Source organism: Trujillonella endophytica (genome assembly GCF_900110555.1).
In the GTDB taxonomy this organism is placed as follows: Bacteria; Actinomycetota; Actinomycetes; order Mycobacteriales; family Geodermatophilaceae; genus Trujillonella; species Trujillonella endophytica.
The window spans coordinates 435502-458849 of sequence record NZ_FOEE01000001.1 but is presented as its reverse complement, the minus strand read 5'-3'; the positions used below and the strand labels follow the sequence as shown (position 1 = coordinate 458849).

Genomic DNA, 23348 nt, shown 5'->3' with positions numbered 1-23348 from the left:
GAGCCTCGCGGTGGGCGGGGGCACACCCCACCCACAGCGCCCCCACACCACCCCCACGGTCGGAGTCGCTCGAGTGCGGGGAACCGCACGCGAGCGACTCCGTTCAGCCGACGAGCTCGATGCCGGCGGCGTGCCGGCGGGCCAGCCGCTGGTACTCCTCGCCGTTGTTGGTCACCCAGAACGCGGTGCTCTCGGTCAGCGGGCCGCGCACCTTCGCGGGGCTGCCCAGGGCCACGACCTCGTCGGGGATCTCCGCGCCGGGCGGCACCAGGCTGCCGGCGCCGACGAGGGTGCGGCTGCCGATGCGGGCGCCGTCCTGGACGGTGGCGCCGTTGCCGATCAGCGAGCCCGCGCCCACCTGCGCGCCGTGCACCACGCAGCCGTGCGCCACGCTGGCCCCGGGCCCGATGATCGTGGGCTCGCCGCCGTGGATCACCGAGCCGTCCTGCACGTTGGCGCCCTCGCGCACGAGGATCTGGCCGAAGTCGGCGCGCAGCACCGCGCCGTACCAGATCGACGCGCCGGCCTCGACGACGACGTCGCCGATCAGCGTGGCGGTGGGGGCGACGAAGGCGTCGGGATGGACCTGGGGCGAACGGCCCTCGAACGAGTACAGCGGCATACCGACATCCCTACCGTAGGGATGTCCCGGCGACCAGCGCCCGCGCCCGTCGCGCTGCTCAGCCGTGCCAGGCGTGCGCCCCGGACGGCGCCGGCTCCCCGTCCCGGGCCGCGCGGTCGCGGGCGTCATCCCGGCGGTCGCGCCGCAGGTCCAGGACCGCGAGCACGAGCGCGGCGAGGGTGGTGACCAGCGCGACGGCCAGCCCGGCTGCCGCCGCGACCGCGTAGTCGCCGCCGGCCGAGGAGAGGACGACGTAGAAGAGGCCAGGCAGCGCGGCGGTGCCGATCGAGGCGCCGAACCGCTGCGCCGTCTGCAGGCCGCCGCCGGCCGCACCGGCCATCTGCACCGGGACGTTGCGCAGCGTCATGGTGATGTTGGGCGAGATGACGAAGCCGCCGCCGATGCCGCCGAGCAGGAGCGCCGGCGCGACCGCCCAGCCGGCCGCCTGCGGGGGAACCAGCAGCAGCACGACGGCGGCCGCGGCGATCCCGATCGCCACCCCGACGAGGCCGATCACCGTCAGCGCCCGCCCGTACCGCTCCACGAGCCGCCCGGCGACCACCGCGGTGCACGCCGACCCCAGCGCGTACGGCGTCACGGACAGGCCCGACTGCAGCGGCGTGTAGTCCAGGCCGGTCTGGAAGAACAGCGCCAGGACCAGCCAGATCCCGCTGAAGCCGAGGAAGTAGACGGTCCCCAGGGCCGCGCCGGCGGCGTAGCCGCGGGTCCGGGTGACCAGGCGGGGGTCGAAGACGGGCTGGCCGCCGCGGCGGACGACGCGCTGCTCCCACCGCGCGAAGGCCACCATCAGCGCCAGCCCCACGGGGAAGAGCCACCACAGCTCCCCCAGGCCGCCGGACTCCGCCTGGACCAGCGGGAACAGCAGAGCCAGCGCGCCGAGACCGAGCAGGGCGACTCCGACGCCGTCGATGTGCCCGGACCTCCCGGAGCCGCCCCGGGGCAGCAGCCGCAGCGCCAGCACGAAGGCGAGGACGCCGATCGGCACGTTGACGTAGAAGATCCAGCGCCAGCCGTCGGCGTCCCCGGCCAGCGCCAGGATGACCCCGCCGACCACCGGCCCGGTCGCCGTCGACACCCCGATGGTGGCGCCGAACATGCCGAAGGCGCGGCCGCGCTCGGCGCCGCGGAACAGCTGCTGGATCAGCGCCGAGTTCTGCGGGGCCAGGCAGCCGGCCGCCAGGCCCTGCACCAGCCGGGCGGCGACCAGGAGGCCCACCGAGGGGGCGGCGCCGGCCGCGGCGCTGCTCAGCACGAAGCCGGCCAGGCCGACGAGGAACAGCCGGCGGCGGCCGAACGCGTCCCCCAGCCGGCCGGCGGGCACGAGCATCAGCCCGAAGGTGAGCGCGTACCCGGAGACGACCCACTGGATGGTCGCGGGGGTGGCGTCCAGGCCCTCGGTCATCGACGGCAGCGCCACCGACACGATGCTGACGTCGAGCAGGGTCATGAAGCCGGCGACGAGCGTCACCGACAGCGCCCGCCAGCGGCGCGGATCGGGCTCGTACCCCTCGTCCTGTGCGGTGGTCCGGGGTTCGGGGGCGGAGCGGGTCACGACGCCCGATCCTCCGCCCGATCCCGCGGACGCGCTGGCCGGTGCGCCCGGGCGGTCATCGGCCGGTGATCGGGTCGGGGTAGGTGGCCCGGACCGCCGCCATGTCCAGCTCGCGCACCGTCGCGATCAGCAGGTCGACGGAGTCGCCCGGCAGCCAGCCGGGCTCGGCGAACACCAGCACGCCGTCCCGGAAGACCATGAGCGTCGGCGCGGTGCGCACGCCGACGTCGGCGGCGAGCTGCGCCTCGGCCTCCGTGTCGACGGCGGCGAACAGGACGTCGGGGTGGCGCGCGGCCGCGCTGTCGACGACCGCGGCGAAGGCCCGGCTGGAGCCCGACGCGGCGGCGCGGAAGTCGACCAGCACGATGCCCTCGGCGCCCACGGTCGCCGCGAAGTCCTCCCGGCGGAGGGCGCGAGTGCCCATGCGGCGAGTGTGCTCCGCCGGCGGCCGGGCGGTGAAGGCTCAGCGGGCTGGCGGCTCGGCGGGGTGGTGGCTCGGCGCGGTGGTGGCTCGGCCCGTGGTGGCTCAGCGCGGTGCTGGCTCGGCCCGTGACGGCTCAGCCCGTGAACGCGTGCAGCTCCCGCAGCCGCGAGGCGGGGACGGTCTTCAGCCGGGCGACCGCGCGCGCCAGCGGCACGAGGTCGATGTCGGTGCCGCGCAGGGCGACCATCTGCCCGCGGTGCCCCTCGTGGGCGGCGATGGCGGCGTGCAGGCCGAAGCGGGTGGCCAGGACACGGTCGAACGACGTCGGCGTCCCGCCCCGCTGGACGTGCCCGAGGACCGTCGCCCGCACCTCCTTGCCGGTGCGGCGCTCCAGCTCCTCCCCCAGCTGCTGGGCGACGCCGGTGAAGCGCCGGTGACCGAACTCGTCGACGCCGCCCTCGCGGAACGCCATCTGCCCCGGCAGCGGGTGCGCGCCCTCGGCGACCACGCCGATGACGTGCGAGTCGCCCCGGGCGAACCGCTCGGTGACCAGCCGGACGACGTCGTCCACGTCGAACGGCTCCTCCGGCACCAGCGTGAGGTGGGCGCCCGCGGCCAGCCCCGCGTGCAGCGCGATCCATCCGGCGTGGCGCCCCATCACCTCGACCAGCAGCACCCGCTGGTGGGACTCCGCCGTCGTGTGCAGCCGGTCGATGAGGTCGGTGGCGATGCTGACCGCGGTGTCGAAGCCGAAGGTGAGGTCGGTGCCGTCGATGTCGTTGTCGATGGTCTTGGGGACGCCGACCACGGGGACGCCGGCCTCCGACAGCAGGTGCGCCGCGGTGAGCGTGCCCTCGCCGCCGATGGGGACGAGCACGTCGACCCCATGCCGGTCGAGGGTGCGGCGCATCGTGTCCAGTCCGGCGTCCAGCTTCTCGGGGGCGACGCGGGCCGAGCCCAGCGTCGTCCCGCCGCGGGTGAGCAGGCCGTCGACGGCCGCGACGTCCAGCGGGGTGCTGCGGTCCTCGAGGAGGCCGCGCCAGCCGTCGCGGAACCCGATGACCTCGCTGCCGTACTGGGTCGCGGCGGTGCGCACGACCGAGCGGATGACGGCGTTCAGGCCCGGGCAGTCGCCGCCGCCGGTCAGGACTCCGATGCGCATCCTGTCGACGGTACGGACCGACGTCGCGCCCGCATGTCGCCCCGGCGACGGTCTCGTGACGTCCTCAGGCGCGGCCGCGCAGCGCCCGGTAGGTGCGCACGAGCTCGGTCGTCGAGGCGTCGGAGTCCAGCTCCGGAGGGGCCTCGGCGGTGAGCGCGGGGGCCAGCTGGCGGGCCATGACCTTGCCCAGCTCCACGCCCCACTGGTCGAAGGAGTCGATCTGCCAGATGACACCCTCCACCAGGACGGTGTGCTCGTAGAAGGCGACGAGCTGGCCGAGGGTCGAGGGCGTCAGCTGCGGGGCGAGGATCGTCGTGCTCGGGCGGTTGCCGGGCATGACCTTGTGCGGCACGAGCTCCGGCGGCGTTCCGTCGGCGGCGACCTCCTCGGCCGTCCGGCCGAAGGCGAGCACCGCGGACTGGGCGAACATGTTGGCCATCAGCAGGTCGTGCATGTCGCCGTCGCCCTGGTCCCCGCCGCCGAGCTCGTGGTTGGGACGGCCGAAGCCGATGAAGTCGGCGGGCACGAGCGTCGTCCCCTGGTGCAGCAACTGGTGGAACGCGTGCTGGCCGTTGGTGCCGGGCTCGCCCCAGTAGACCTCGCCGGTCGCCGTCGTCACGGGCGCGCCGTCCTCGCGGACCGACTTCCCGTTGCTCTCCATCGTGAGCTGCTGGAGGTAGGCGGGCAGGCGGGACAGGTACTGGCTGTAGGGCAGGACGGCGTGGGTCTGGGCGCCGAAGAAGTCCGTGTACCAGACGTTGAGCAGACCCTGGAGGACCGGCAGGTTCTCCGCCAGGGGTGCGGTGCGGAGGTGCTCGTCGACCGCGGCGAACCCGTCGAGCATCTCCCGGTAGGCGCCGGGGCCGATCGCGACCATGAGCGACAGGCCGATGGCCGAGGTGAACGAGTAGCGGCCGCCGACCCAGTCCCAGAAGCCGAACATGTTCTCGGGGTCGATGCCGAACTCGCGGACGGCGTCGGTGTTGGTGGAGACGGCGACGAAGTGCTTGGCGACGGCGCCCTCGTCGGTCCCCTCGCCCAGCCCGCGCAGCAGCCAGTCTCGGGCGACCGTGGCGTTGGTGAGCGTCTCGAGCGTCGTGAAGGTCTTGGACGCGACGACGAACAGCGTCTCGGCCGGGTCGAGGTCGCGGGTGGCCTCGGCGAAGTCGGTGGGGTCGATGTTCGAGACGAACCGCGCGGTGATCTCCCGGTCGGAGGAGGCGCGCAGCGCCGTGTAGGCCATCGCCGGGCCGAGGTCGGAGCCGCCGATGCCGATGTTGACGACGGCGCGGATCGGCCGGCCGGTGTGCCCGCGCCACTCCCCCGACCGGACCCGGTCCGCGAAGTCGGCCATCCGGTCCAGCACCGCATGCACGTCGCGGGTCACGTCCTGGCCGTCGACGACGAGGTCGGTGGTCGCGGGGGCGCGCAGGGCCACGTGGAGGACGGCGCGGTCCTCGGTGACGTTGACGTGGTCGCCGCGGAACATCGCGTCGATCCGCTCGCGCAGGCCGGCCCGCTCGGCGAGGGCCAGCAGCAGCCGCAGGGTCTCGTCGGTGACCCGGTGCTTGGAGTGGTCGACGACGAGGTCGGCGACCTGGCGGGTCAGGCGGCAGCCGCGGTCGGGGTCCTCGGCGAAGAGCTCGCGCAGGGTGCGGTCGCGCAGCGCGGTGTGGTGCTCGGCGAGGGCCTGCCACTCCGGCGTCGCGGTGATGTCGATGGCCGTTCCGGTGCTGGCCGTCGTGTCCATGTGTCACTCCCGGTCGGTGCTGGTCAGGGGCCCGCGCCCTGCACCGCACACCCTGCCCGAACCGCGGGCGATCCGAACCCCGGGAGCGCGGGAGCCGGTGACGACCCGGTCACCGGCTCCCGCGCCGGCGGGTCAACCCGCCGTCCCCGCCCCGACCTCTGCGGTCGCCGTCGCGGCTGCAGGGGTGCAGCACGCGGTGGCGGCCTGTGCGGTGGCGGCCTGGGGGGCGGCGGACTGGGCGGTGGCCGCCTGAGTGGTGACCGCCTGGGTGGCGGGCACCTCCTGGCCGCAGCACGTGCCGGACTCGCCCTCCGCCGGCGGGCGGCCGAAGGTCTCGCTGTCGGCGAGCACCGTGTAGACCTCCCAGCGCTCGCCGCCCGGTCCGGTCACCCACGCCTTGTCCTGGGTGGCGTAGCAGCAGGTGGTGCCCATCTCCGGGTCGGCGAGCAGGCCCGCGCCGGTCAGCCGGTCGATCTCGGCGTGCACCTGGTCGCTGGACTCGAGCTCGATCCCGAGGTGGTTGAGGGCGCCCCCGCGGCCGGGGTTCTCCAGGAGGACGAGCTTGAGCGGGGGCTCGGCGACGGCGAAGTTGGCGTAGCCGGGGCGGCGCTTGGCCGGCTCGACGCCGAGCAGACGGGTGTAGAAGCCGACCGCCTGCTCGAGGTCGTCGACGTCGAGGGCGAGCTGGATGCGGGACACGGGGACCTCCGGGTTGTGAGACGTATGTCGAAGAGGTGCGTGGCCCATGGTGCGCACCTCTTTGACATACGTCAAGGAGGTAGCGCAGACTGGATGCATGCCGAAGGCGCTGCCCCTGCTCGACACCACCGCGCCGGTCTGCTGCGCGCCCGTCGCGTCCGCGACGATGACCGAGGACGCGGCGGTCGAGGTGGCGCTGCGCCTCAAGGCGCTGGCCGATCCCGCGCGGCTGCGACTGATGTCGCTACTCCTGACGCGGGACGAGGTCTGCACCTGCGACCTCGCTCCGATCGTCGGGCTGAGCGAGGCCACGGTCAGCCACCACCTGGGGCAGCTGCGCAAGGCGGGCCTGGTCGAGGGCGAGCGCCGCGGGATGAACGTCTGGTACCGCGCGCGCCGCGAGTCGCTCGGCGCGCTGGTGCGGGTGCTCGACCCCGACTGCTGCTGAGCGCTCACCCCGCGCCGGACGCGGGACGCGGGGGCAGCTCCCCGATCGGCCACGCCGGATCGGGCGCCTGGGGGCAGGTCCACACCGCGACGCCGCCGGGGCCGCTGTCGACCGCGAGCGGATGCGGGTCCTCCTGCACCGTGATCCGCCACCCTCGCGGGAGGTCCGTGGTGGCCTCGACGTCCCGGACGACGCGCGCCACGACGGGCCGCCAGAACTCCTCGACGGCCGGCAGCCGCGCGCCACGCCGCCATGACCGCCCGGTCGCGGTCGAGCACCCGACCCGGACCGTGGCGCCTGTCGAAGGCGACCCACCCGTCGAGCTCCTCGAACAGCTCCTCGGGGTTCCGGAGATCGGAGCCCGGGCCCGCCACCCGTACCCGCCGGTCGCCGTACTCGACCCAGAGCGCGCCCCAGCCCACGGTCAGCCCCCACGGGTCGTCCACCCCGCGGTCCTCGCGGATGCGCCGCGCCGCGTCGGCCAGCGCGTCCCGCCAGCGCTGCTGCTCGGCGTCGTCCGGCCACCGCTCCACGACGGCACGCCCCTCTCTCAGTGCCCGGCGCCGGGTGTCCGGCGCCGGGCGTCCTGCGCTGGGCGTCCGGCGTTACACCGAGACCGGCAGCGACCGACAGCGACCGACAGTGACGGCCCTGACGCACGATCCGTCGACGAACCAACAGGTCGACATGGGGATGTGTCGCCACGGGGACCTGCCGACACGGGGACCCGCCGACATGTCGTCTCGTCGGCACGGCGACATGCCCTCCCGGCGCCCGGATGCGCGGCGCCGACGTCAGAACGGCGGCGAGTCGGGGTCGGGCGGGGCGTCGGGGTCGCACGGCTCCGGTCTCCGCCACCCCTTGATCAGCTCCCGGACGCCCAGCCGCCGGGGCGGGGGTATCGGTCGGCCTCCACCTCCGTCGCGGCCGTCGCCACCGCTGCCGCCGCCACCCGGTTCGCCGGAGCCGTCGGGTCCGTCGGGTTCGCCCGGCCCGTCCGGTCCGCCGCATCCCCCGAGTTCACCGGCGTCGGGTTCGGGGTCGGCCGGCTCTGGTGGTGGTCGCATGCCCGGGGGGCGGGTGGTGCGGGTGATCCCGGTCGGGGTGGTCAACGTGAGCACACCGTCGGGGCTCATCTGGAAGTGCCAGCCGCGGGCGAAGGTCTTGAGCCGGTGGTGGCTGCGGCACAGGCAGCACAGATTGGTGCAGTCGGTCGGTCCGTCGCAGGCGTGCGGGACCACGTGGTCCAGGTCGGACCAGCCGACCCGCTGCCCGCAGTTGGGGAACCGGCAGGTGCGGTCGCGGGTGCGCACGAACCGGTCCTGCGCCGCACTCGGGGTGTACCGGTCCACCGCGGCCGGCCGCGCCAGCACCGCGCACCCGCAGCCACCCGGCTCGTCGGTTCCGGTTCCGGTTCCCGTGCTGCCGCTGTTGTCACCGCTGTTGCCAGAGCCACCGGTGCCGCCGCTGCTGCCAGAGTCGCCAGAGCCGCCAGAGCCGCCAGAGCCGCCAGGGCCGCCGGTGCCGCTGGCGTCGGGGCGATCGGGGTGTTGCGGGCAGCCGCGGCGGGCCAGCCGGCGCAACTCCTCCAGCGTGGCGGTGGCCAGCAGCGCCCCCTCCTCGTCGGTCACCCCGACCGTCACCGATCCGCCCTCGGGCGGCCGCACCCCGAGCGCGTCCAACCGGCGGAGCAACTCGCGCACGTGGCCGGCGGTGATCGCCGACCCGTTCACCTCCCCCGCCTGCGTCGACGTGCCGGCCAGCGCCGACAACGCCGCCCACACGTGCAAGTGCGCGGTCACCGCCGGCCGGGAGGAATCCCACGGACGCAGCACCAGGTCCACGTACGCCCGGGTGCGCAGCTGCCCGATCGGCCGATCGTCCCCGTCGGCCTTCAGCATCCGCGCCAGCTCATCGACCATCGCGTGCACCGCGGCCGCCTCCTCGGCCGGTAGCTCCACCGCCACCGTCGCCATCCCCTCCCGCGGCGAGGAATAGACCCGCACATCCGCGGACTTCGCCGCCTGCTCGCGGCGGGCGTCGGTCCCGTCGGCGTCCAGCCGGGCGAGCGCAGCGGCCGCCTTCTCCCGCAACCGGCGCAACGACAACTCGGTCGCCTCCTGCAGCAGCTCGCCCTCCACCTGCCGCGCCACCTCCGGCGACGCCTGCTCACACACCTCCGCCAGCACCTTCGCCCGCGGCTCGTCCAGCACCCCCACCGCCAGCGCCCCCCACGTACCCGGCAACCGGGTCCGGTAGGTGAACGCCCGGCCGATCAACGCCGCCGCCGCGCCCCGCCCGCAGTTGAGCACCACCGACAACTCCGCCGGCAGAAACTCCGACACCCCCTCCGGCCGCGCCGCCGCCCCCCACGACCCGCGGCCACCCCGCACCCCCGGCGGCGGGTCATCGGCCTCCGGCGACAGATCCGCCAGCCCCAGCACCAACTCCGCCTTGTACGCGGCCAGCTGCGCCTCCTGCGCCACCACCCGCCCCAACTCCGCCGCCAGCTGCTCCCGCGACAACAGCTCCACCGGCAACCGCGGCAGGAACGCCGGCTCCGCCACCGCCCAGTCCACCAGCACGCCCTCCGCGAGCGACACCGAACCGGCGATCCGTGACATGACCCGAACATACGTTCGAGGTACGACAGTTCTGGGCCATCCCGCGGTACGACCGTCAGCATTCCTCGGAACCAGAACCAGAACCAGAACCGGGACCGGGACCGGGACCGGGACCGGGACGGAGACGGAGACGGAGACGGAGACGGCGATCGGGCCGCCCCGGAACCGGGACCGGAACGGCGTCCGGACCCGGGCCCAGACCCGGACCCCGGCACGCGGCCGAAACCGGAACCGGACACCGCCGAGGTCGCAGACGAGGCGACCGACAGGTGAACTCCCGGCGAAGCCCCCGGGCCCACGCCCCGTGCATCGACCGGCATCGATACGATCCTCATCGATGCCCGAGAACCCCGTGGACGACGACTGCTGCACCCCCGCCGACGGCGCCGCGATGAGCGCCGGACGCGCCGCCGAGGTGGCCGCGCTGCTCAAGGCGCTGGCCGACCCGGTGCGCCTGCGCCTGGTGAGCCTGATCGCCTCGAGCCGCACCGGAGAGGCCTGCGTGTGCGACCTCAACGCGGGCTTCGACCTGACCCAGGCCACGGTCAGCCACCACCTCAAGGTGCTGCAGACCGCCGGCGTCCTGGATCGGGAGAAGCGGGGCGTGTGGGCCTACTACCGCGTCCGCCCGGAGGCGCTGGCGGCCGTCGCCGACGTCTTCAGCTCGCCGAGCCTGGCCGGGGCGCGCGCGTGAGCGACACCGTCGGCGAGACCGCCCGCGGCGGGGCGGAGACGCCCGTCCTCCAGCGGCTGTCCACCCTCGACCGGTTCCTGCCGGTCTGGATCATCGCGGCCATGGCCGCCGGCCTGCTGCTGGGGCGGCTGGTGCCGGGCCTGGACGACGCGCTGGACGCCGTCCGCGTGGGCGAGGTGAGCCTGCCGATCGCGGTCGGCCTGTTGCTGATGATGTACCCGGTGCTGGCCAAGGTCCGGTACACCGAGCTGGACCGGGTCACCGGCGACCGCCGCCTGCTGGGCGCGAGCCTGGTGCTCAATTGGCTGCTCGGTCCGGCCCTGATGTTCGCCCTGGCCTGGCTGCTGCTGCCCGACCTGCCCGAGTACCGCACCGGGCTGGTCATCGTCGGCCTGGCCCGGTGCATCGCGATGGTGCTGATCTGGAACGACCTGTCGTGCGGCGACCGCGAGGCCGCCGCCGTCCTCGTCGCGATCAACTCCGTCTTCCAGATCCTCGCCTTCGCGGTGCTCGGCTGGTTCTACCTGCAGGTGCTGCCCGGCTGGCTCGGCCTGGAGACCACCTCCGCGGAGTTCAGCTTCTGGGCGATCCTGCTCAGCGTCCTGGTCTTCCTCGGCATCCCGCTCGTCGCCGGCTTCCTCACCCGCACGATCGGCGAGCGCCGGAAGGGCCGCGCCTGGTACGAGGAGCGCTTCCTCCCCCGCATCGGGCCGATCGCGCTCTACGGCCTGCTGTTCACGATCGTCATGCTGTTCGCGCTGCAGGGCGAGGCGATCACCTCCCAGCCCTGGGACGTCGTCCGCATCGCCCTGCCGCTCCTGGCCTACTTCGCGGTGATGTTCGGGGGTTCGTTCCTGCTCGGGATGCGCCTGGGCCTGGGCTACGCGAAGACGACGACGCTCGCGTTCACCGCCGCGGGCAACAACTTCGAACTCGCCATCGCCGTCGCCATCGGCACGTTCGGCGTGACCAGCGGCCAGGCGCTCGCCGGCGTCGTCGGCCCGCTGATCGAGGTGCCGGTCCTCGTGGGGCTGGTCTACGTCGCTCTCTGGGCCGGCCGCCGGTTCTTCCCCGGCGACCCCACCGTCCCCGCCCCCCTCCGGAGCGCCCGATGACCGCCGACGCCCGCAGCCTCCCCGGTCTCCTCCTCCCGGAGGCGGCGCTGCACCGGCTGGCCGACCAGCTGGCCGACCGGTTCGCCGGCGTCTTCGCCCGGGAGACCATCGACCGGTACGTGCTCGAGTCCTACACCGCGCTCGCCCGCACGGCGACGGTCACGCCGCACCTGCCCGTCCTCGCCGGGCGGTTCGCCACCGAGCGCCTCGCGGCCCTGGCACGGACGAAGGGGCCGGGCGAGGACGGCGTCCGCGAAGTGTTGTTCGTCTGCGTGCAGAACGCCGGGCGCTCCCAGATGGCCGCCGGGCTGATGGCCGCCCTGGGCGGCGACCGGGTCCACGTCCGCACCGCGGGTTCCCGCCCGGCCGCGGGGGTCGATCCCACGGTGGTCGAGGCGATGGCCGAAGTGGGCGTGGACATCTCCGCGGAGTTCCCCAAGCCCCTCACCGACGACGTCGTCCGCGCGGCCGACGTCGTCGTCACCATGGGCTGCGGCGACGCCTGCCCCGTCCACCCCGGCAAGCGCTACCTCGACTGGCAGGTGCGCGATCCCGCCGGGCTGCCCCTGCCCGAGGTGCGGGCCATCCGGGCGGACCTGCGGACGCGCGTCTCCGCCCTGCTCGCCGAGTTCCAGCCCGCCCCGACCGCCTGACCGTCATCCCCGTTCCCGAGAGGCGACCCGTGTCCGACAAGCCCAGCGTCCTGTTCGTGTGCGTGCACAACGCCGGCCGCTCGCAGATGGCCGCCGGGTGGCTGCGCGCCCTGGCCGGGGACGCCGTCGATGTCCGCTCCGCCGGCTCGCTGCCCGCCGACCGGGTCAACCCCGCCGCCGTGCAGGCGATGGCCGAGGCCGGCATCGACATCACCGACCAGCAGCCGAAGGTGCTGACCACCGACGCCGTCGAGGCCTCCGACGTCGTCGTCACCATGGGGTGCGGCGACGCCTGCCCGGTCTTCCCCGGCAAGCGCTACCTCGACTGGGCGCTCGACGACCCGGCCGGCCAGGGCGTCGCGGCGGTGCGGCCCATCCGCGACGAGATCGAGCGGCGCATCCGCGGCCTGCTCGCCGAGCTGGGCGTCCCGGCCCGGATCTGACCGCTCAGCGGTCCGTCGGCTCCTCCAACGGCAGCCGCACCTGGAACCTCGTGTCCCCCGGCTCCGACTGCACGCGCAGGTCGCCGCCGTGCCGGGTGACGACGATCCGCCACGAGACGTCCAGGCCCAGGCCGGTGCCCTGCCCGACCGGCTTCGTGGTGAAGAACGGCTCGAACACCCGGCGCCGCAGCTCCGGGGGGATGCCCGGCCCGGTGTCGCCGATCTCCACGAGCGCGCGGGCGCCGTCCACCGCCGTCCGCAGGGTGAGCGTCCCCGCCCCGTGCATGGCGTCGAGCGCGTTGTGCACCAGGTTGGTCCAGACCTGGTTGAGCTCCCCGGTGTAGGCCGGCACCGGCGGCAGCGACCGGTCGTAGTCCTTGACCACGGTGACGCCGGGGCCGATCTTGCCGCTCATCATCGTGAGCGTGGCGTCCAGGCCGACGTGCAGATCGGCGGCCTGGTGCGGCGTGCGGTCCATCTGCGAGTACTGCTTCGCCGCGTCGACCAGCGCGGAGATGCGCGCGGTGCTGTCGGCGATCTCGCCGACCAGCGTCTCCGTCTCGACCGCGTAGGCCAGCCACTGCACCGCCGCAGCGAGGAAGGACGGCGTCACCGCGGCGGCGACCCGGTCGAGGTCGGCGGGCCCCAGGCCGGCGCTCACGAACACCCCGGCGAGGTCCCAGGCCCGGTCGACGTCGCGCTCCTCCAGCCAGTCGCCGAGCTCGTCCTCCCGGTCGGAGCGCTCGACCGCCCCCAGCTCGGTCGCGGGCGCCATCCGCGCGAGGAAGTCCTCCTGCAGGGTCGTGAGCTCGCCGAGCATCTCCCCCGGGATGCGGCCGTCGGACAGCTTCGCCAGCTTGTGCCGCATCCCGGCGATCCGCTCGCGCAGCGCCGCGGTGGCCCGCGCGGCGGCCGCGGCCGGGTTGTTCAGCTCGTGGGTCAGCCCCGCCGTCAGCTTGCCCAGCGCCAGCAGCCGCTCCCGCTGGCCGACCAGCTCGTTGGCGTTCGCGTTGCCGACGAACATGCCCTCCAGCAGGTGCACCGCCATCGGGTACCACTGCCGGAACACGTCGGCGAACGGCCCGGCCGGCAGTGCCAGGAACCGGCAGTCGGTCACCGCGCGGACCGTCGCCGGATAGACCTGGGTCATCCGCTCGCCCGCGTAGAACTGCACCGCGCCGGAGTACACGCCCCGGTGGTCGGTGCGCACGGTCTCGACCTCGGTGCCGCCCACCCGCCGCGCCATGCTGAGCGTGCCCTCGAGCAGGACGAAGAAGCAGTCGGCGGGCTCCCCCTCCACCGACACGTCGGAACCGGCCGGGCAGTCGACGACGTCGCCGTTGGCCGCCACCCACGCCAGCTGGTCGGCGTCGAGGTCCTCGAAGAGGAACAGCCCGCGCAGCTCGTCGGGGGTCGGGCGGGGCGGGGCGCCGGTCACGACTCCCCCAGGTAGCGGTGCACCAGCGTCACGGCCATGGCCCCCTCGCCCACGGCGGACGCGACCCGCTTGACCGAGTCGGCCCGCACGTCGCCGGCGACGAACACCCCCGGGAGGCTGGACTCCAGGAACCACGGGTCCCGCTCCAGCGCCCAGCCGCGGGGCCGGTCGCCGTCGGCCAGGAGGCCCGGACCGGTGCGGATGAACCCCCGCTCGTCGCGCTCGACCACGCCGTCCAGCCACCCGGTGCGCGGCGCGCCGCCGATGAAGACGAAGAGGTGGTTGGCCGGGACCGTCTCCTCCTCGCCCGTCTGCTCGTGCCGCAGCGTGAGCGACTCCAGGTGGTCGGTGCCGTGCGTCTGCGCGACGGTCGTGCAGGTCCGCACGGTGATCGGCGGGATCTGCGCGATCTGCTCGATGAGGTAGTGCGACATCGACGCCTCGAGGGAGGGCCCGCGGACCAACAGGGTCACCGACCGGGCGTGCCGGGCGAAGAAGACCGCCGCCTGCCCGGCGGAGTTGGCGCCGCCGACGATGTACACGTCCTGCCCGGCGCACGAGGCCGCCTCGGTGAGCGCCGAGCCGTAGTAGACGCCCCGCCCCGTCAGCTGGTCGGCGCCGTCGACGCCCAGGCTGCGGTAGGAGACTCCCGTCGCGAGGACGACGGCGTGCGCGGCGATGGTGCTGCCGTCGGCGAAGCGCAGCACCCGCTTGGGGCCGTGCGCCTCCAGCGCGACGACGTCCCGGGTGAGCAGGAGCTCGGCGCCGAACTTGCCGGCCTGCCGGCGGGCGCGGTCGGCGAGCTGGCCGCCGGAGACGCCGTCCGGGAAGCCCAGGTAGTTCTCGATCCGGCTGCTCTGCCCCGCCTGCCCGCCGGTGGCCTCGCGCTCGACGAGCACGGTGCGCAGCCCCTCGGAAGCCCCGTACACCGCGGCGCCCAGCCCGGCCGGTCCGCCGCCGACCACGACGAGGTCGTAGAACTCCTCGCGCGGGTCCACGGTCAGGCCGACGACGGCGGCCAGTTCGGCGTCGGCCGGCGCCCTCAGCACCTGCCCGTCGGGCGTGACGACGACCGGGACGTCGTCCGTGGTGGCGCCGGCCGCCTCCAGCAGCCGCTGCCCCTCGGGCTCCTCCACGCTGAACCAGCGGTAGGGGACGGCGTTGCGGGCCAGGAGGTCCCGGGCGCGGAACGAGGCCGGCGACCACCGGTGGCCGACGAGCTTCACGTCCTCGGCCGCCGCCGCGGGGCTGGCGCGCCAGGCGTCGAGCATGGAGTCGAGGACCGGGTAGAGCTTCTCCTCGGGCGGGTCCCACGGCTTGAGCAGGTAGGCGTCGACGTCGACCAGGTTGATCGCCGCGATGGCGGCGTCGGTGTCGGCGTAGGCGGTGAGCAGCGCCCGGCGGGCCCGGGGGAACAGGTCCATCGCCTGCTCGAGGAACTCGATGCCGTTCATCTGCGGCATGCGGTAGTCGGCGAGCACGACCGCGACCGGCTCGCCACGCAGCTTGAGCTCGCGCAGCGCCTCCAGCGCCTCGACGCCGGAGGACGCCCGCACGATCCGGCAGTCCTCGCCGAAGCGGCGGCGCAGGTCGCGGGCGACCGCGCGGGACACCTGGGGGTCGTCGTCGACAGTGAGCAGCACGGGTCGTGGGCGGGCGGGCGAGGTCACGGACGGCCTCCTGTCGCGCGGGAACGGCGGCACCCGGCGACGTCGGCGGGCGGCTCACGCTAGCCCGCGACCGGCGCCGTCGGACAGGTTGTCGCCGTCTCCCCCGGCGCCTCTACGGTGGCCGGGTGACCGCGCCCGGCATCGATCCGTCCGTCCCGCCCAGCGGCCCCGGCTGCGTCGGGTGCGACGCCGCCGGCGGGTGGTGGTTCCACCTGCGCCGGTGCGCCGCCTGCGGCCACGTCGGCTGCTGCGACTCCTCGCCCTCCCGGCACGCCCGCGGGCACGCCGCGGAGACCGGGCACCCCGTGATCCGCAGCTTCGAGCCCGGCGAGGACTGGTTCTGGGACTTCCCGTCCGACCAGCCCGTCCACGGCGCCGAGCTGGCACCCCCGCAGCACCACCCGGTCGACCAGCCCGCCCCGGGTCCGCGCGGCCGGGTACCCGCCGACTGGCAGTCGCGCCTGCACTGACAGCGCGGCCGGACCGGCGTCCGCCACCGGCCCGGCCGTGCGGTCAGCTGCGCCCGCCGGGGCCGGGGGTCTCCGGTCCGCCGTCCAGCAGGACGTCGTCCTCGATCACCACGGCCGGGTGGGCGGGGGCGCCGTGCTCGGGGTCGACCGGCTCCTCGACGACGGCCTGGACGGGCGGCACCGGCGGCGGCTCGACCGGCACCTGCTGCACCTCCTCGCGCGGCCCCGCCTGCCCGCCCGGCCGCGTGCTCGCGGCGGCCACCGCGGCGACCCCGGCGACGGCGGCGGCCGCGCCCGCGGCGACGGCCTTGCCCGAGACGCCGGCCTTGCCGCTCTCCCCGTGCGAGCCGACGGCCGCCTCGGCGCCGGGCGTGCCGACGTCGATGGTCGGGTTGATCGAGCCGCGCCAGGCCCCGCTGGCGTATCCCTCGCTCTCGACGAGGGCCTTGAACCGCTCGAGGTCCGCGCGCACCTGGCGGTCGACCACGCCGAGCGCGTCGCCGGCCTTCTCGACCAGGCCCTCGGGCTCGTACTCCATCTCCAGGTGCACGATCGTCGAGTCGGGACCGGACGGCTCGAACCGGACGGCGCCCGCGTTCGTCGCCCCGCCCGTGGCCGCCCACGCGATCTTCCGGTCCGGGACCTGCTCCAGGACGCTGGCGTCCCACTCCCGGCGGACGCCACCGATCTCGGCCACCCAGTGCAGGTGGCGGTCGTCGAGCTGGCGCACCTCGCGCACCCCGCCCATGAACGCGGGGAACTCCTCGAACTGGGTCCACTGGTCGTACGCCGTCCGCACCGGGACGTCGACCTGCATCGACTTCTCGACCTTCGTCGTCATGCCGTATCTCCTCGCGTCGGGTCCGGGGAAGGGACCCGACGGGGATACCCGGACGGCGCCGACCGACTCCCCGCCGCGGCGCCGGCTATCCGCGCAGCGGCCGGTGCGCCCGCCGGTGGCCGAAGGCGCCGCGGATCCGCTGCCACCGGTCCGGCGTCCGCTCGGCGTCCAGCAGCTGGGTGTCGGCCAGCACCTTGCCCACCGCGCCGAGGTCCGGCGGATCGAAGGGCACCAGGGACCGCCCGCTCGGCCGGCGCAGCTCCTCGATCGCGGCGATCAGCGAGCCACCGGCCCGCTCGACCGCGGCGGCGACCTCCTCGGGCGCCACGTCGAGGTGCTCGCCGAGCAGCCGGTCGCGCATGCCGAGCACCGTCGCCGCGAGCGCCTCGCGGTCCGGGGCGTCGTCGGCCACCTCGATGCTGAGGTCGCACTCGGTGTCCAGCCCCATCGAGCGGTTGTTGAGGTTGGACGAGCCGATCCGCAGCAGCCGGTCGTCGACCACCGTGACCTTCGCGTGCACGTAGATCGGCCGGCGTGACTCCGTGACCGGCACGTACAGCCGGAACCGGTCGTGTCGGTCGGCCTCGCGCACCATGTCCAGCAGCGTGGCCCGGGCGGTGCCCATGGCCTTCTCCTCCAGCCAGCCCCACGCCTCGTGCGGGTTCAGGACCACGACCTCCGGCCCGTCGGGCTCCTTCAGCCGCTCGGCGATGGCCTCGGCGACCCGGCGGTTGGCGAAGTACTGCGTCTCGATGTAGACGGTGTGCCGGGCGCCGGCGATCACCGCCAGCCACAGCAGTTCGATCTCGTGGATCAGCGACGTGCCGCCGTGCTCGGGCCTGGTGCGCGACACCGCGACGTCGACGTCGGTCAGCAGCGGCTCGACCCCCTCGGGCCAGCACGGCTCCTCCCCCGTCACCGGCTCCAGGTGCTCGCCCTTGCCGCTCTCCCACCGCTCCCGTGCCAGGTCGCCGATCGCCCGCGCGGCCGGCCCGGAGACGAGGCTGGTGACGTCGTGCCAGGGCCCCATGTCCCGGTGGGACCCGGGACGGGCCCGCGCGCGGGAGTGGTCGGGGTGCTCGGAGGTGTCCCAGCGGTCGGCGGTGACGTCGATGCCGCCGGCGAACGCGAGGCAGTCGTCGATCACGACGATCTTCTGGTGGTGCGCGCCGCCGACCGGGTGGTGGGTGTCGACGGCGAAGGTCAGCCGGTCGGGGGTGCGCCGGCCGAGCAGCGCGATCGGCAGCATCCCGCGGGCCAGCCCGTACACCTGGCCCAGGTCCCAGGCGAGGACGCCGATGTCCAGTTGCGGATTGGCGCGGACGGCGGCCTCGAGGACCCGCCCCAGCCGGTCGTCGCGGGCCCGCCCGCCGCTGCCGGGGTCCAGGCGGACGCGGGGGTCGAAGTCCCACCCGATGAGCAGCACGCGCCGCCGTGCCCCCAGCACCGCCTTCTTGAGCGCGGCGAAGTAGCCCGCCGCGTCGACGAACACCGCGTACCGGTCGGCCCGCTCGATCCGCCAGCAGGTCTCCCCCGGGACGAGGAGCCGCTCGGCGCGCGCTCCGCCCGGCTCCGGCTCGGCCGCGGGTCGCGGCGTCGGGATCCGGAGGCCGGGTGAGGTCGTCGTGCCAGGGCCGTCGGAGGTCATCGGAGCATCTTCCCTCGTGCGGCGCCGTCCGTCTGCGAACGCCACCCGACCGGGTCGTCCACCTGGGGTTGACGTGCGGTCGGCGGGGGTGGCGGAACCGCGGTGATCATCGGCGGGTGGCTGCCCGGCACGCCGGGGGCGGCCGCCACCCGCCGATGATCAACGGGAGGGTCTGACCCCTAGTGCGCGGCGTGGGTGCCGAACCGCCGCGCGTGGTAGGTCAGCGGCGGCGCGGGCTCCTGGCTCGCGCCGAGGACGTCGCCGAGCACGATGACGTGGTCGCCCCCGTCGACCAGGCGCGCCACCCGGCAGGCCAGCCAGCCCGGGCTCCCGGCCAGCCGCGCGGCGCCGGCCTCGGCCGACCAGGCGACGTCGTCGCCGGCGAAGGAGTCCGGGCCGCTGCGGGCGAAGCGCAGGGCCAGGTCCGTCTGCCCGACCCCGAGCACGTTGAGCCCGAAGGGGGTGCCGTCGTCCAGGAGGGCCAGCAGCCGGGAGCGGCGGTCCAGCGACACGAGCACCATCGGCGGCGCCATCGACAGCGAGGTGAAGGCGCTGACCGTCGTGCCGTGCGGGCGGCCGCCGGCCAGCGTGGTCACCACCGAGACCGGCGTCGCGACGCCGGCCATCACCTCCCGGAACGCCTGCGTCACCGGTGCGGAGGGAGCGTGGTCGAGCGCGGTCATCAGGCCACCTCCGCGGCGACGGGCCGTCCGGCGACGGCGGGGAACCGGCGCCACAGCCGGCGGGCCAGGGCGTCGTTGATCCGGAAGAACGGGGCGTTGGTGCGCGGCCGGGCGAAGCCGGCGACCTGCGGGCCCGAGGTCCACGCGCCGTGTGCCAGCACCCGCGCGTCGGGCAGCCCCGACGCCCGCAGCACCCGCAGCTCGGCGTCGACCTCCAGGCGACCGGTGCGCCGGGCACCGGCCGGCGCGGAGGGGTCGGCCAGCACCCGCTCGCGCGCGTCGCCCCGCCGCAGCAGCGCGGACACCAGCGGGTCCCGGGTCGCCGCGACGTCGGCCGCGGGAAGCCGCGCGTCCACCAGGGCCCGCGCCGTCGTCTCCCCCCGGCAGCTGGCCGAGCGCGCCCGGAACACCCCGGCCCGCTCGTCCAGCACGACCTGGGAGTCCGCGCCGAGGAAGCGCAGCACGCCGGCCTCCGAGAGGGCGAGCAGCTCCTCCAGCCGCGGGCCCGGCGGACCGCTGGCCAGGTAGGAGAAGAGGTTCATGAACCAGCCGGTCAGCTGCTCGCTCTCCGACTCCGGGGTGAGCCGGCCGGCGGCCAGCAGCGCCCCCACGGTGCCGAAGGACTGGAGCAGGGCGACGAAGACCGCCGCGTCGGAGCTGTGCCGGGAGTCCGCCGAGCGCGCCAGGTCCGCACGCACGTGCTCCCGCACCGCCTCCTGCAGCTGCCCGGGGTCGGGGAACCGGCACCCGGCCAGCGGCCGGTCCAGCGCGTCGAGGTCGAAGCGGTCGGCGGGGTCCGGAACCGCCGCCGCGGCCAGCTCCCGCGCCTGCGCCGGGTCGGCCGCGGCGAACCGCTCGGCGAACTCCGACCACGGCAGCCGGGTGCGCTCGGGCGCGGCGCGGAACAGCTCGGCGTAGTGCGCCCACGCCAGCTCGCGGGCCAGCAGCGGGCCGAGGTCGGCGCGCAGGTCCAGCAGGCGGGTGGGGCCGAACGCCTCCTCGACCGCGGCCGGCGTGAGGAAGCGCAGCGGCACCGGCGGCCCGGCCCACGTGTAGCCCAGCTTCGCGCGGTAGGGCACGCCGCGGCGCGAGCCGACGTGCAGCACCGGCTCCCGGCCCGACGGCACGTAGTGCAGCCGCCCGTCGCCGCGCCGCTCGAACCGGCCGCCCCGACCGGCGGTCAGCAGCACCGCGAGGTCGACGAACGCCAGCCCCGCGCCGCGGACCAGCACGTCCTCGCCCGGCGCGAGCGATTCGAGGTCGACGTCGGCGGTGTAGCCGGTCGGCAGGTAGGTCAGGCCGTGCTCCGCCGCGGCCGCCGCCAGCGCCCGCTCCTGCGCCGTCGGCCCGGCCTCCAGGTGGCCCTGGGCGAGCAGGACGACGTCGGCGGCGAGCACCGTGCCGTCGGCGAGGACGACGTCGGCGCCGTCCGGCCCGCTGCGCACGTCGACCGCGCGGCCGGTGTGGCAGACGACGTCGGCCCACGGCTCGAGCCGGTCGACGACGCCGTCGAGCACCCAGCTGAGGTAGGCGTTGATCATCGGGCGGGACGGGAAGGACGTCGGGGTGAGCCGCCGGGCCTCCTCGCCCAGCGCTCCGGGCAGCGCGCGGCCGACCTGCTCGATCCACTGCGCGAGCGTGGTGTCGGCGACCACCGGGCCCTCGGCGGCCACCGACGCGTCGGGCAGCAGGGTCACGTCGGCGACCAGCGAGTTCGCCCACAGCAGCGCCGGCTGCGCGGCCCGCCAGACCCGGCCTCCTCCCGGCGGGTGCGGGTCGACCAGGTGCACGGTGAGCCGGTCGGCGCCGGCGAGCTCGGCCGCGTTGGCGGCCAGCCGCTCCAGCACGCCGACGGCGGTCGGGCCGGCGCCGACGACGCACAGGACGGGGCCGGGCCGGAGGGGGGTGGGCGAGGTGCGGGGCATGCGGGGGCTCCTGGGCAGGCGGGTGGTCAGGCGCTGATCTCGGTGTCCGGCCACACCCGGCTCGGCAGCTCCGCGCGCAGCACGGGGGCCACCCGGTCGAGGAACAGCTCGAGCGTGGCGCGGTGCTCGCCGGCGGGGACGCCGAAGCCCTGCAGGCCGAGCTGCAGGACCTCGACGCCGCCGAAGTCGGCGTGCCAGCGGGCGAGCTTCTCCGCGATCTGCTGCGGGCTGCCGACCAGCAGCGGCCCGCGCTCGATCGCGTCCTCGACGTCGGTGAACTCCGGCGCGTTGTGCCGGGCCGCCGGGGTCTGCAGGAACGCGCGGTAGCGGGGCCGCATGGCCTCCACGGCGTCCTGGCTGTTCTCGGCCACGTACACGCCACCGCAGCCGACCCCGACGACGCCGCAGGCCGGGTCGTGGCCGTGCGCGGCCAGCCGCTCCCGGTAGTGCAGCACCAGGTCGGTGTACTTCTTCGTCGGGTGGAAGGCGTTGGCGCTGAACACCGGTTCGCCGAACCGGGCGGCGAGCTCGGTCGACTCGGTCGAGGAGGCGCTGCCGTGCCACACCGGGATCCGCTGCTGCAGCGGCCGGGGCAGCGTGGTGGCGCCGGTCAGCGGCGGGCGGACGGCGCCGTCCCCGCCGTCCCAGGTGACCTCCTCCTCGTGCCACAACCGGCGCAGCAGCTCGTACTTCTCCCGGTTGAGCCGCCACTGGTCGTCGAGGTCGTAGCCGAACAACCGGTTCTGCACCGGGTGGTTGCCCTTGCCGATGACGAGGTCGACCCGCCCGCCGGACAGGGAGTCGATCGTCGCGAAGTCCTCGGCGACGCGGACCGGGTCCAGCAGCGGCAGCACGGTGACCGTGCTGACCAGCCGCACCCGCGACGTCAGCGCCGCGAGGTGGGCCAGCAGCACCGTCGGTGCCGAGGAGAGGAACGGCGCGGCGTGCCGCTCCCCGATCCCGACGGCGTCGAAGCCCGCCTCCTCGGCCCAGACGGCCCCGCGGACGGCCTCGGCGATCCGCTCGTGCGGATCGGCAACGACCCCGGTGACCGGATCCGGCGCGTTGAGCAGCAGGTCGGCGGCGAGCAGCTTCACCGCGCCCCCGCCGGCAGCGGCGCCAGCCCGAGGTGATCACGCAGCGTCTCGCCCTCGTACTCGGTGCGGAAGACGCCGCGCTCCTGCAGCAGCGGGACGACGCTGTCGACGAACGGGTCCAGCCCGGTCGGCGTGATGTGCGGAACGAGGATGAAGCCGTCGCTGGCGTCGGACTGCACCAGGTCGTCGATCGTCGCCGCCACCGTGGCCGGGCTGCCGACGAACGTCTGCCGGGCGGTCACCTCGACCACCAGCTCGCGGATCGACAGGTGCTTGGCCTCCGCCAGCGAGCGCCACTCGTTCGCGGTCGCGATCGGGTCCTTGTACGCCCGGGCGCTGGCCCGGCCCTTCGCGACGCTGGGCTCGCCCACGACCGGGTCGACGTCGGGCAGCGGGCCGTCGGGGTCGTAGGCCGACAGGTCCCGGTTCCAGACCTGCTCCAGCCACTGCAGCGCCGTCGCGCCCGAGACCTGCTGCAGCCGCACGGAGTGCGCGAGCTCGGCCGCCTCCGCGTCGGTGTCGCCGAGCACGAAGGTGGCGGCCGGCAGGACCAGCAGCTCCTCGGGACGGCGCCCGTACCTCGCCAGCCGGCCCTTGACGTCGGCGTAGAAGGCCTGGCCGGCCTCCTTCGTCCCGTGCCCGGTGAAGATGGCGTCGGCCGCCGAGGCGGCGAACTCCCGGCCCTCGTCGGAGTCGCCGGCCTGGAACACGACCGGCCGCCCCTGCGGGCTGCGCGGCACGTCGAACCGCCCGGCGATGTCGAAGTGCGCGTCGGAGTGGGCGAACCGGCCGGCGTCGGCGTCGGCCAGGAACACGCCGGAGGACTTGTCGGCGACGATCTCGTCCCCGCGCCAGGACGCGGCCAGCTCCTGCGCGGTGGCCAGGAAGGTGCGGGCCCGCTCGTACCGCTGGTCCTGCGCCAGGTAGCCCCCGCGACGGAAGTTCTCCCCGGTGAACGCGTCCCACGAGGTGACGACGTTCCAGGCCGCCCGGCCGCCGGAGAGGTGGTCGAGGGTGGCGAACTGGCGGGCCACGTCGTAGGGCTCGTTGAACGTCGAGTTGATCGTCCCGGTCAGGCCCAGCCGGTCGGTGACCGCGGCGAGCGCGGCCAGCACCGTGAACGTGTCGGGCCGGCCGACGACGTCCAGGTCGTGGATGCGGCCCTTGTGCTCGCGCAGCCGCAGCCCCTCGGCGAGGAAGAAGAAGTCGAACTTCCCCCGCTCCGCGGTCTGCGCCAGGTGCACGAACGAGGAGAACTCGATGTGGCTGCCGGCCTGGGGGTCGCTCCACACCGTCGTGTTGTTGACGCCGGGGAAGTGGGCGGCCAGGTGGATCTGCTTGCGGGGCTTGTCGGTCATGGCGGCGCTCC

General features: G+C 75.1%; 22 protein-coding genes. 6 read left to right on the top strand and 16 right to left on the bottom strand.

The window, feature by feature from the left end; all coding sequences use genetic code 11:
- Positions 1-103 precede the first annotated feature (103 nt).
- From BMY88_RS02220 to BMY88_RS02195, 6 genes are all read right to left on the bottom strand, one after another.
- A complete protein-coding gene (locus BMY88_RS02220; protein WP_091939632.1) occupies positions 104-622 on the bottom strand; it encodes a gamma carbonic anhydrase family protein in 519 nt (172 codons plus the stop codon).
- Between the two features lie 58 nt (positions 623-680).
- A complete protein-coding gene (locus tag BMY88_RS02215; RefSeq protein ID WP_244524410.1) occupies positions 681-2195 on the bottom strand; it encodes an MFS transporter in 1515 nt (504 codons plus the stop codon).
- A gap of 55 nt (positions 2196-2250) precedes the next feature.
- Positions 2251-2619 carry a thioredoxin family protein gene (locus BMY88_RS02210; protein WP_091939630.1) on the bottom strand — a complete coding sequence of 123 codons (369 nt, stop codon included), beginning with the start codon at positions 2617-2619 and terminating at the stop codon, positions 2251-2253.
- A 133-nt stretch (positions 2620-2752) separates the two neighbouring features.
- The gene (locus BMY88_RS02205) at positions 2753-3781 is read right to left on the bottom strand and encodes an ATP-dependent 6-phosphofructokinase (protein WP_091939628.1); all 1029 of its coding nucleotides are present in this window, start codon (positions 3779-3781) and stop codon (positions 2753-2755) included.
- A 64-nt stretch (positions 3782-3845) separates the two neighbouring features.
- Positions 3846-5531: a glucose-6-phosphate isomerase gene (gene pgi / locus BMY88_RS02200; protein WP_170860912.1), complete on the bottom strand. Its 1686-nt coding sequence runs from the start codon at positions 5529-5531 to the stop codon at positions 3846-3848.
- A 132-nt stretch (positions 5532-5663) separates the two neighbouring features.
- Positions 5664-6230 carry an ArsI/CadI family heavy metal resistance metalloenzyme gene (locus BMY88_RS02195; protein ID WP_091939626.1) on the bottom strand — a complete coding sequence of 189 codons (567 nt, stop codon included), beginning with the start codon at positions 6228-6230 and terminating at the stop codon, positions 5664-5666.
- Between the two features lie 97 nt (positions 6231-6327).
- Here BMY88_RS02195 and BMY88_RS02190 point away from each other — a divergent pair, with 97 nt between their 5' ends.
- Positions 6328-6678 (top strand): Rv2640c family ArsR-like transcriptional regulator, encoded by a 351-nt coding sequence (locus BMY88_RS02190; protein WP_091939624.1) that lies wholly within the window; start codon positions 6328-6330, stop codon positions 6676-6678.
- A 4-nt stretch (positions 6679-6682) separates the two neighbouring features.
- On the opposite strand, the gene BMY88_RS02185 is transcribed toward BMY88_RS02190, so the two are convergent.
- Both BMY88_RS02185 and BMY88_RS02180 read right to left on the bottom strand, forming a co-directional pair.
- Positions 6683-6880 carry a hypothetical protein gene (locus tag BMY88_RS02185; protein ID WP_091939622.1) on the bottom strand — a complete coding sequence of 66 codons (198 nt, stop codon included), beginning with the start codon at positions 6878-6880 and terminating at the stop codon, positions 6683-6685.
- Between the two features lie 592 nt (positions 6881-7472).
- Entirely contained in the window at positions 7473-9302 is a 1830-nt protein-coding gene (locus BMY88_RS02180) for an HNH endonuclease signature motif containing protein (RefSeq protein ID WP_244524409.1), read from the bottom strand.
- A 337-nt stretch (positions 9303-9639) separates the two neighbouring features.
- On the opposite strand from BMY88_RS02180, the gene BMY88_RS02175 reads away from it, so the two are divergent.
- The 4 genes from BMY88_RS02175 to BMY88_RS02160 are packed head-to-tail and all read left to right on the top strand — an operon-like array spanning position 9640 to position 12207.
- Positions 9640-9996, top strand: coding sequence for an ArsR/SmtB family transcription factor (locus tag BMY88_RS02175; RefSeq protein ID WP_091939620.1), 357 nt, complete (start codon positions 9640-9642; stop codon positions 9994-9996).
- Positions 9993-11111, top strand: coding sequence for an ACR3 family arsenite efflux transporter (gene arsB / locus BMY88_RS02170; protein WP_091939618.1), 1119 nt, complete (start codon positions 9993-9995; stop codon positions 11109-11111). Before BMY88_RS02175 ends, arsB begins: the two co-directional genes overlap by 4 nt.
- A complete protein-coding gene (locus BMY88_RS02165) occupies positions 11108-11764 on the top strand; it encodes an arsenate reductase ArsC (RefSeq protein WP_091939617.1) in 657 nt (218 codons plus the stop codon). Before arsB ends, BMY88_RS02165 begins: the two co-directional genes overlap by 4 nt.
- Positions 11765-11793: 29 nt before the next feature.
- Entirely contained in the window at positions 11794-12207 is a 414-nt protein-coding gene (locus BMY88_RS02160; protein ID WP_091939615.1) for an arsenate reductase ArsC, read from the top strand.
- Between the two features lie 4 nt (positions 12208-12211).
- On the opposite strand, the gene BMY88_RS02155 is transcribed toward BMY88_RS02160, so the two are convergent.
- On the bottom strand, positions 12212-13645 hold the full coding sequence (locus BMY88_RS02155; RefSeq protein WP_091939614.1) for an ATP-binding protein: 1434 nt from the start codon (positions 13643-13645) through the stop codon (positions 12212-12214).
- A complete protein-coding gene (locus tag BMY88_RS02150) occupies positions 13642-15315 on the bottom strand; it encodes an FAD-dependent oxidoreductase (protein ID WP_091939612.1) in 1674 nt (557 codons plus the stop codon). Before BMY88_RS02150 ends, BMY88_RS02155 begins: the two co-directional genes overlap by 4 nt.
- Positions 15316-15440: 125 nt before the next feature.
- Here BMY88_RS02150 and BMY88_RS02145 point away from each other — a divergent pair, with 125 nt between their 5' ends.
- Positions 15441-15785, top strand: coding sequence for a UBP-type zinc finger domain-containing protein (locus tag BMY88_RS02145; RefSeq protein ID WP_091939610.1), 345 nt, complete (start codon positions 15441-15443; stop codon positions 15783-15785).
- Positions 15786-15828: 43 nt separating this feature from the next.
- Here BMY88_RS02145 and BMY88_RS02140 read toward each other — a convergent pair whose 3' ends face one another.
- The 6 genes from BMY88_RS02140 to BMY88_RS02115 all read right to left on the bottom strand — a co-directional run bounded on the left by BMY88_RS02140 (position 15829) and on the right by BMY88_RS02115 (position 23337).
- Positions 15829-16626 (bottom strand): SRPBCC family protein, encoded by a 798-nt coding sequence (locus BMY88_RS02140; protein WP_211435425.1) that lies wholly within the window; start codon positions 16624-16626, stop codon positions 15829-15831.
- A gap of 85 nt (positions 16627-16711) precedes the next feature.
- Positions 16712-18274 (bottom strand): phospholipase D-like domain-containing protein, encoded by a 1563-nt coding sequence (locus BMY88_RS02135; RefSeq protein ID WP_091939609.1) that lies wholly within the window; start codon positions 18272-18274, stop codon positions 16712-16714.
- A gap of 179 nt (positions 18275-18453) precedes the next feature.
- On the bottom strand, positions 18454-18957 hold the full coding sequence (locus BMY88_RS02130) for a flavin reductase family protein (protein WP_091939607.1): 504 nt from the start codon (positions 18955-18957) through the stop codon (positions 18454-18456).
- Positions 18957-20882 (bottom strand): FAD/NAD(P)-binding protein, encoded by a 1926-nt coding sequence (locus tag BMY88_RS02125; RefSeq protein ID WP_091939605.1) that lies wholly within the window; start codon positions 20880-20882, stop codon positions 18957-18959. Before BMY88_RS02125 ends, BMY88_RS02130 begins: the two co-directional genes overlap by 1 nt.
- Positions 20883-20908: 26 nt before the next feature.
- Positions 20909-21979, bottom strand: coding sequence for an LLM class flavin-dependent oxidoreductase (locus tag BMY88_RS02120; RefSeq protein WP_091939604.1), 1071 nt, complete (start codon positions 21977-21979; stop codon positions 20909-20911).
- Positions 21976-23337: an NtaA/DmoA family FMN-dependent monooxygenase gene (locus tag BMY88_RS02115; RefSeq protein WP_091939602.1), complete on the bottom strand. Its 1362-nt coding sequence runs from the start codon at positions 23335-23337 to the stop codon at positions 21976-21978. The genes BMY88_RS02120 and BMY88_RS02115 overlap by 4 nt, the downstream gene beginning before the upstream one ends.
- Positions 23338-23348 lie beyond the last annotated feature (11 nt).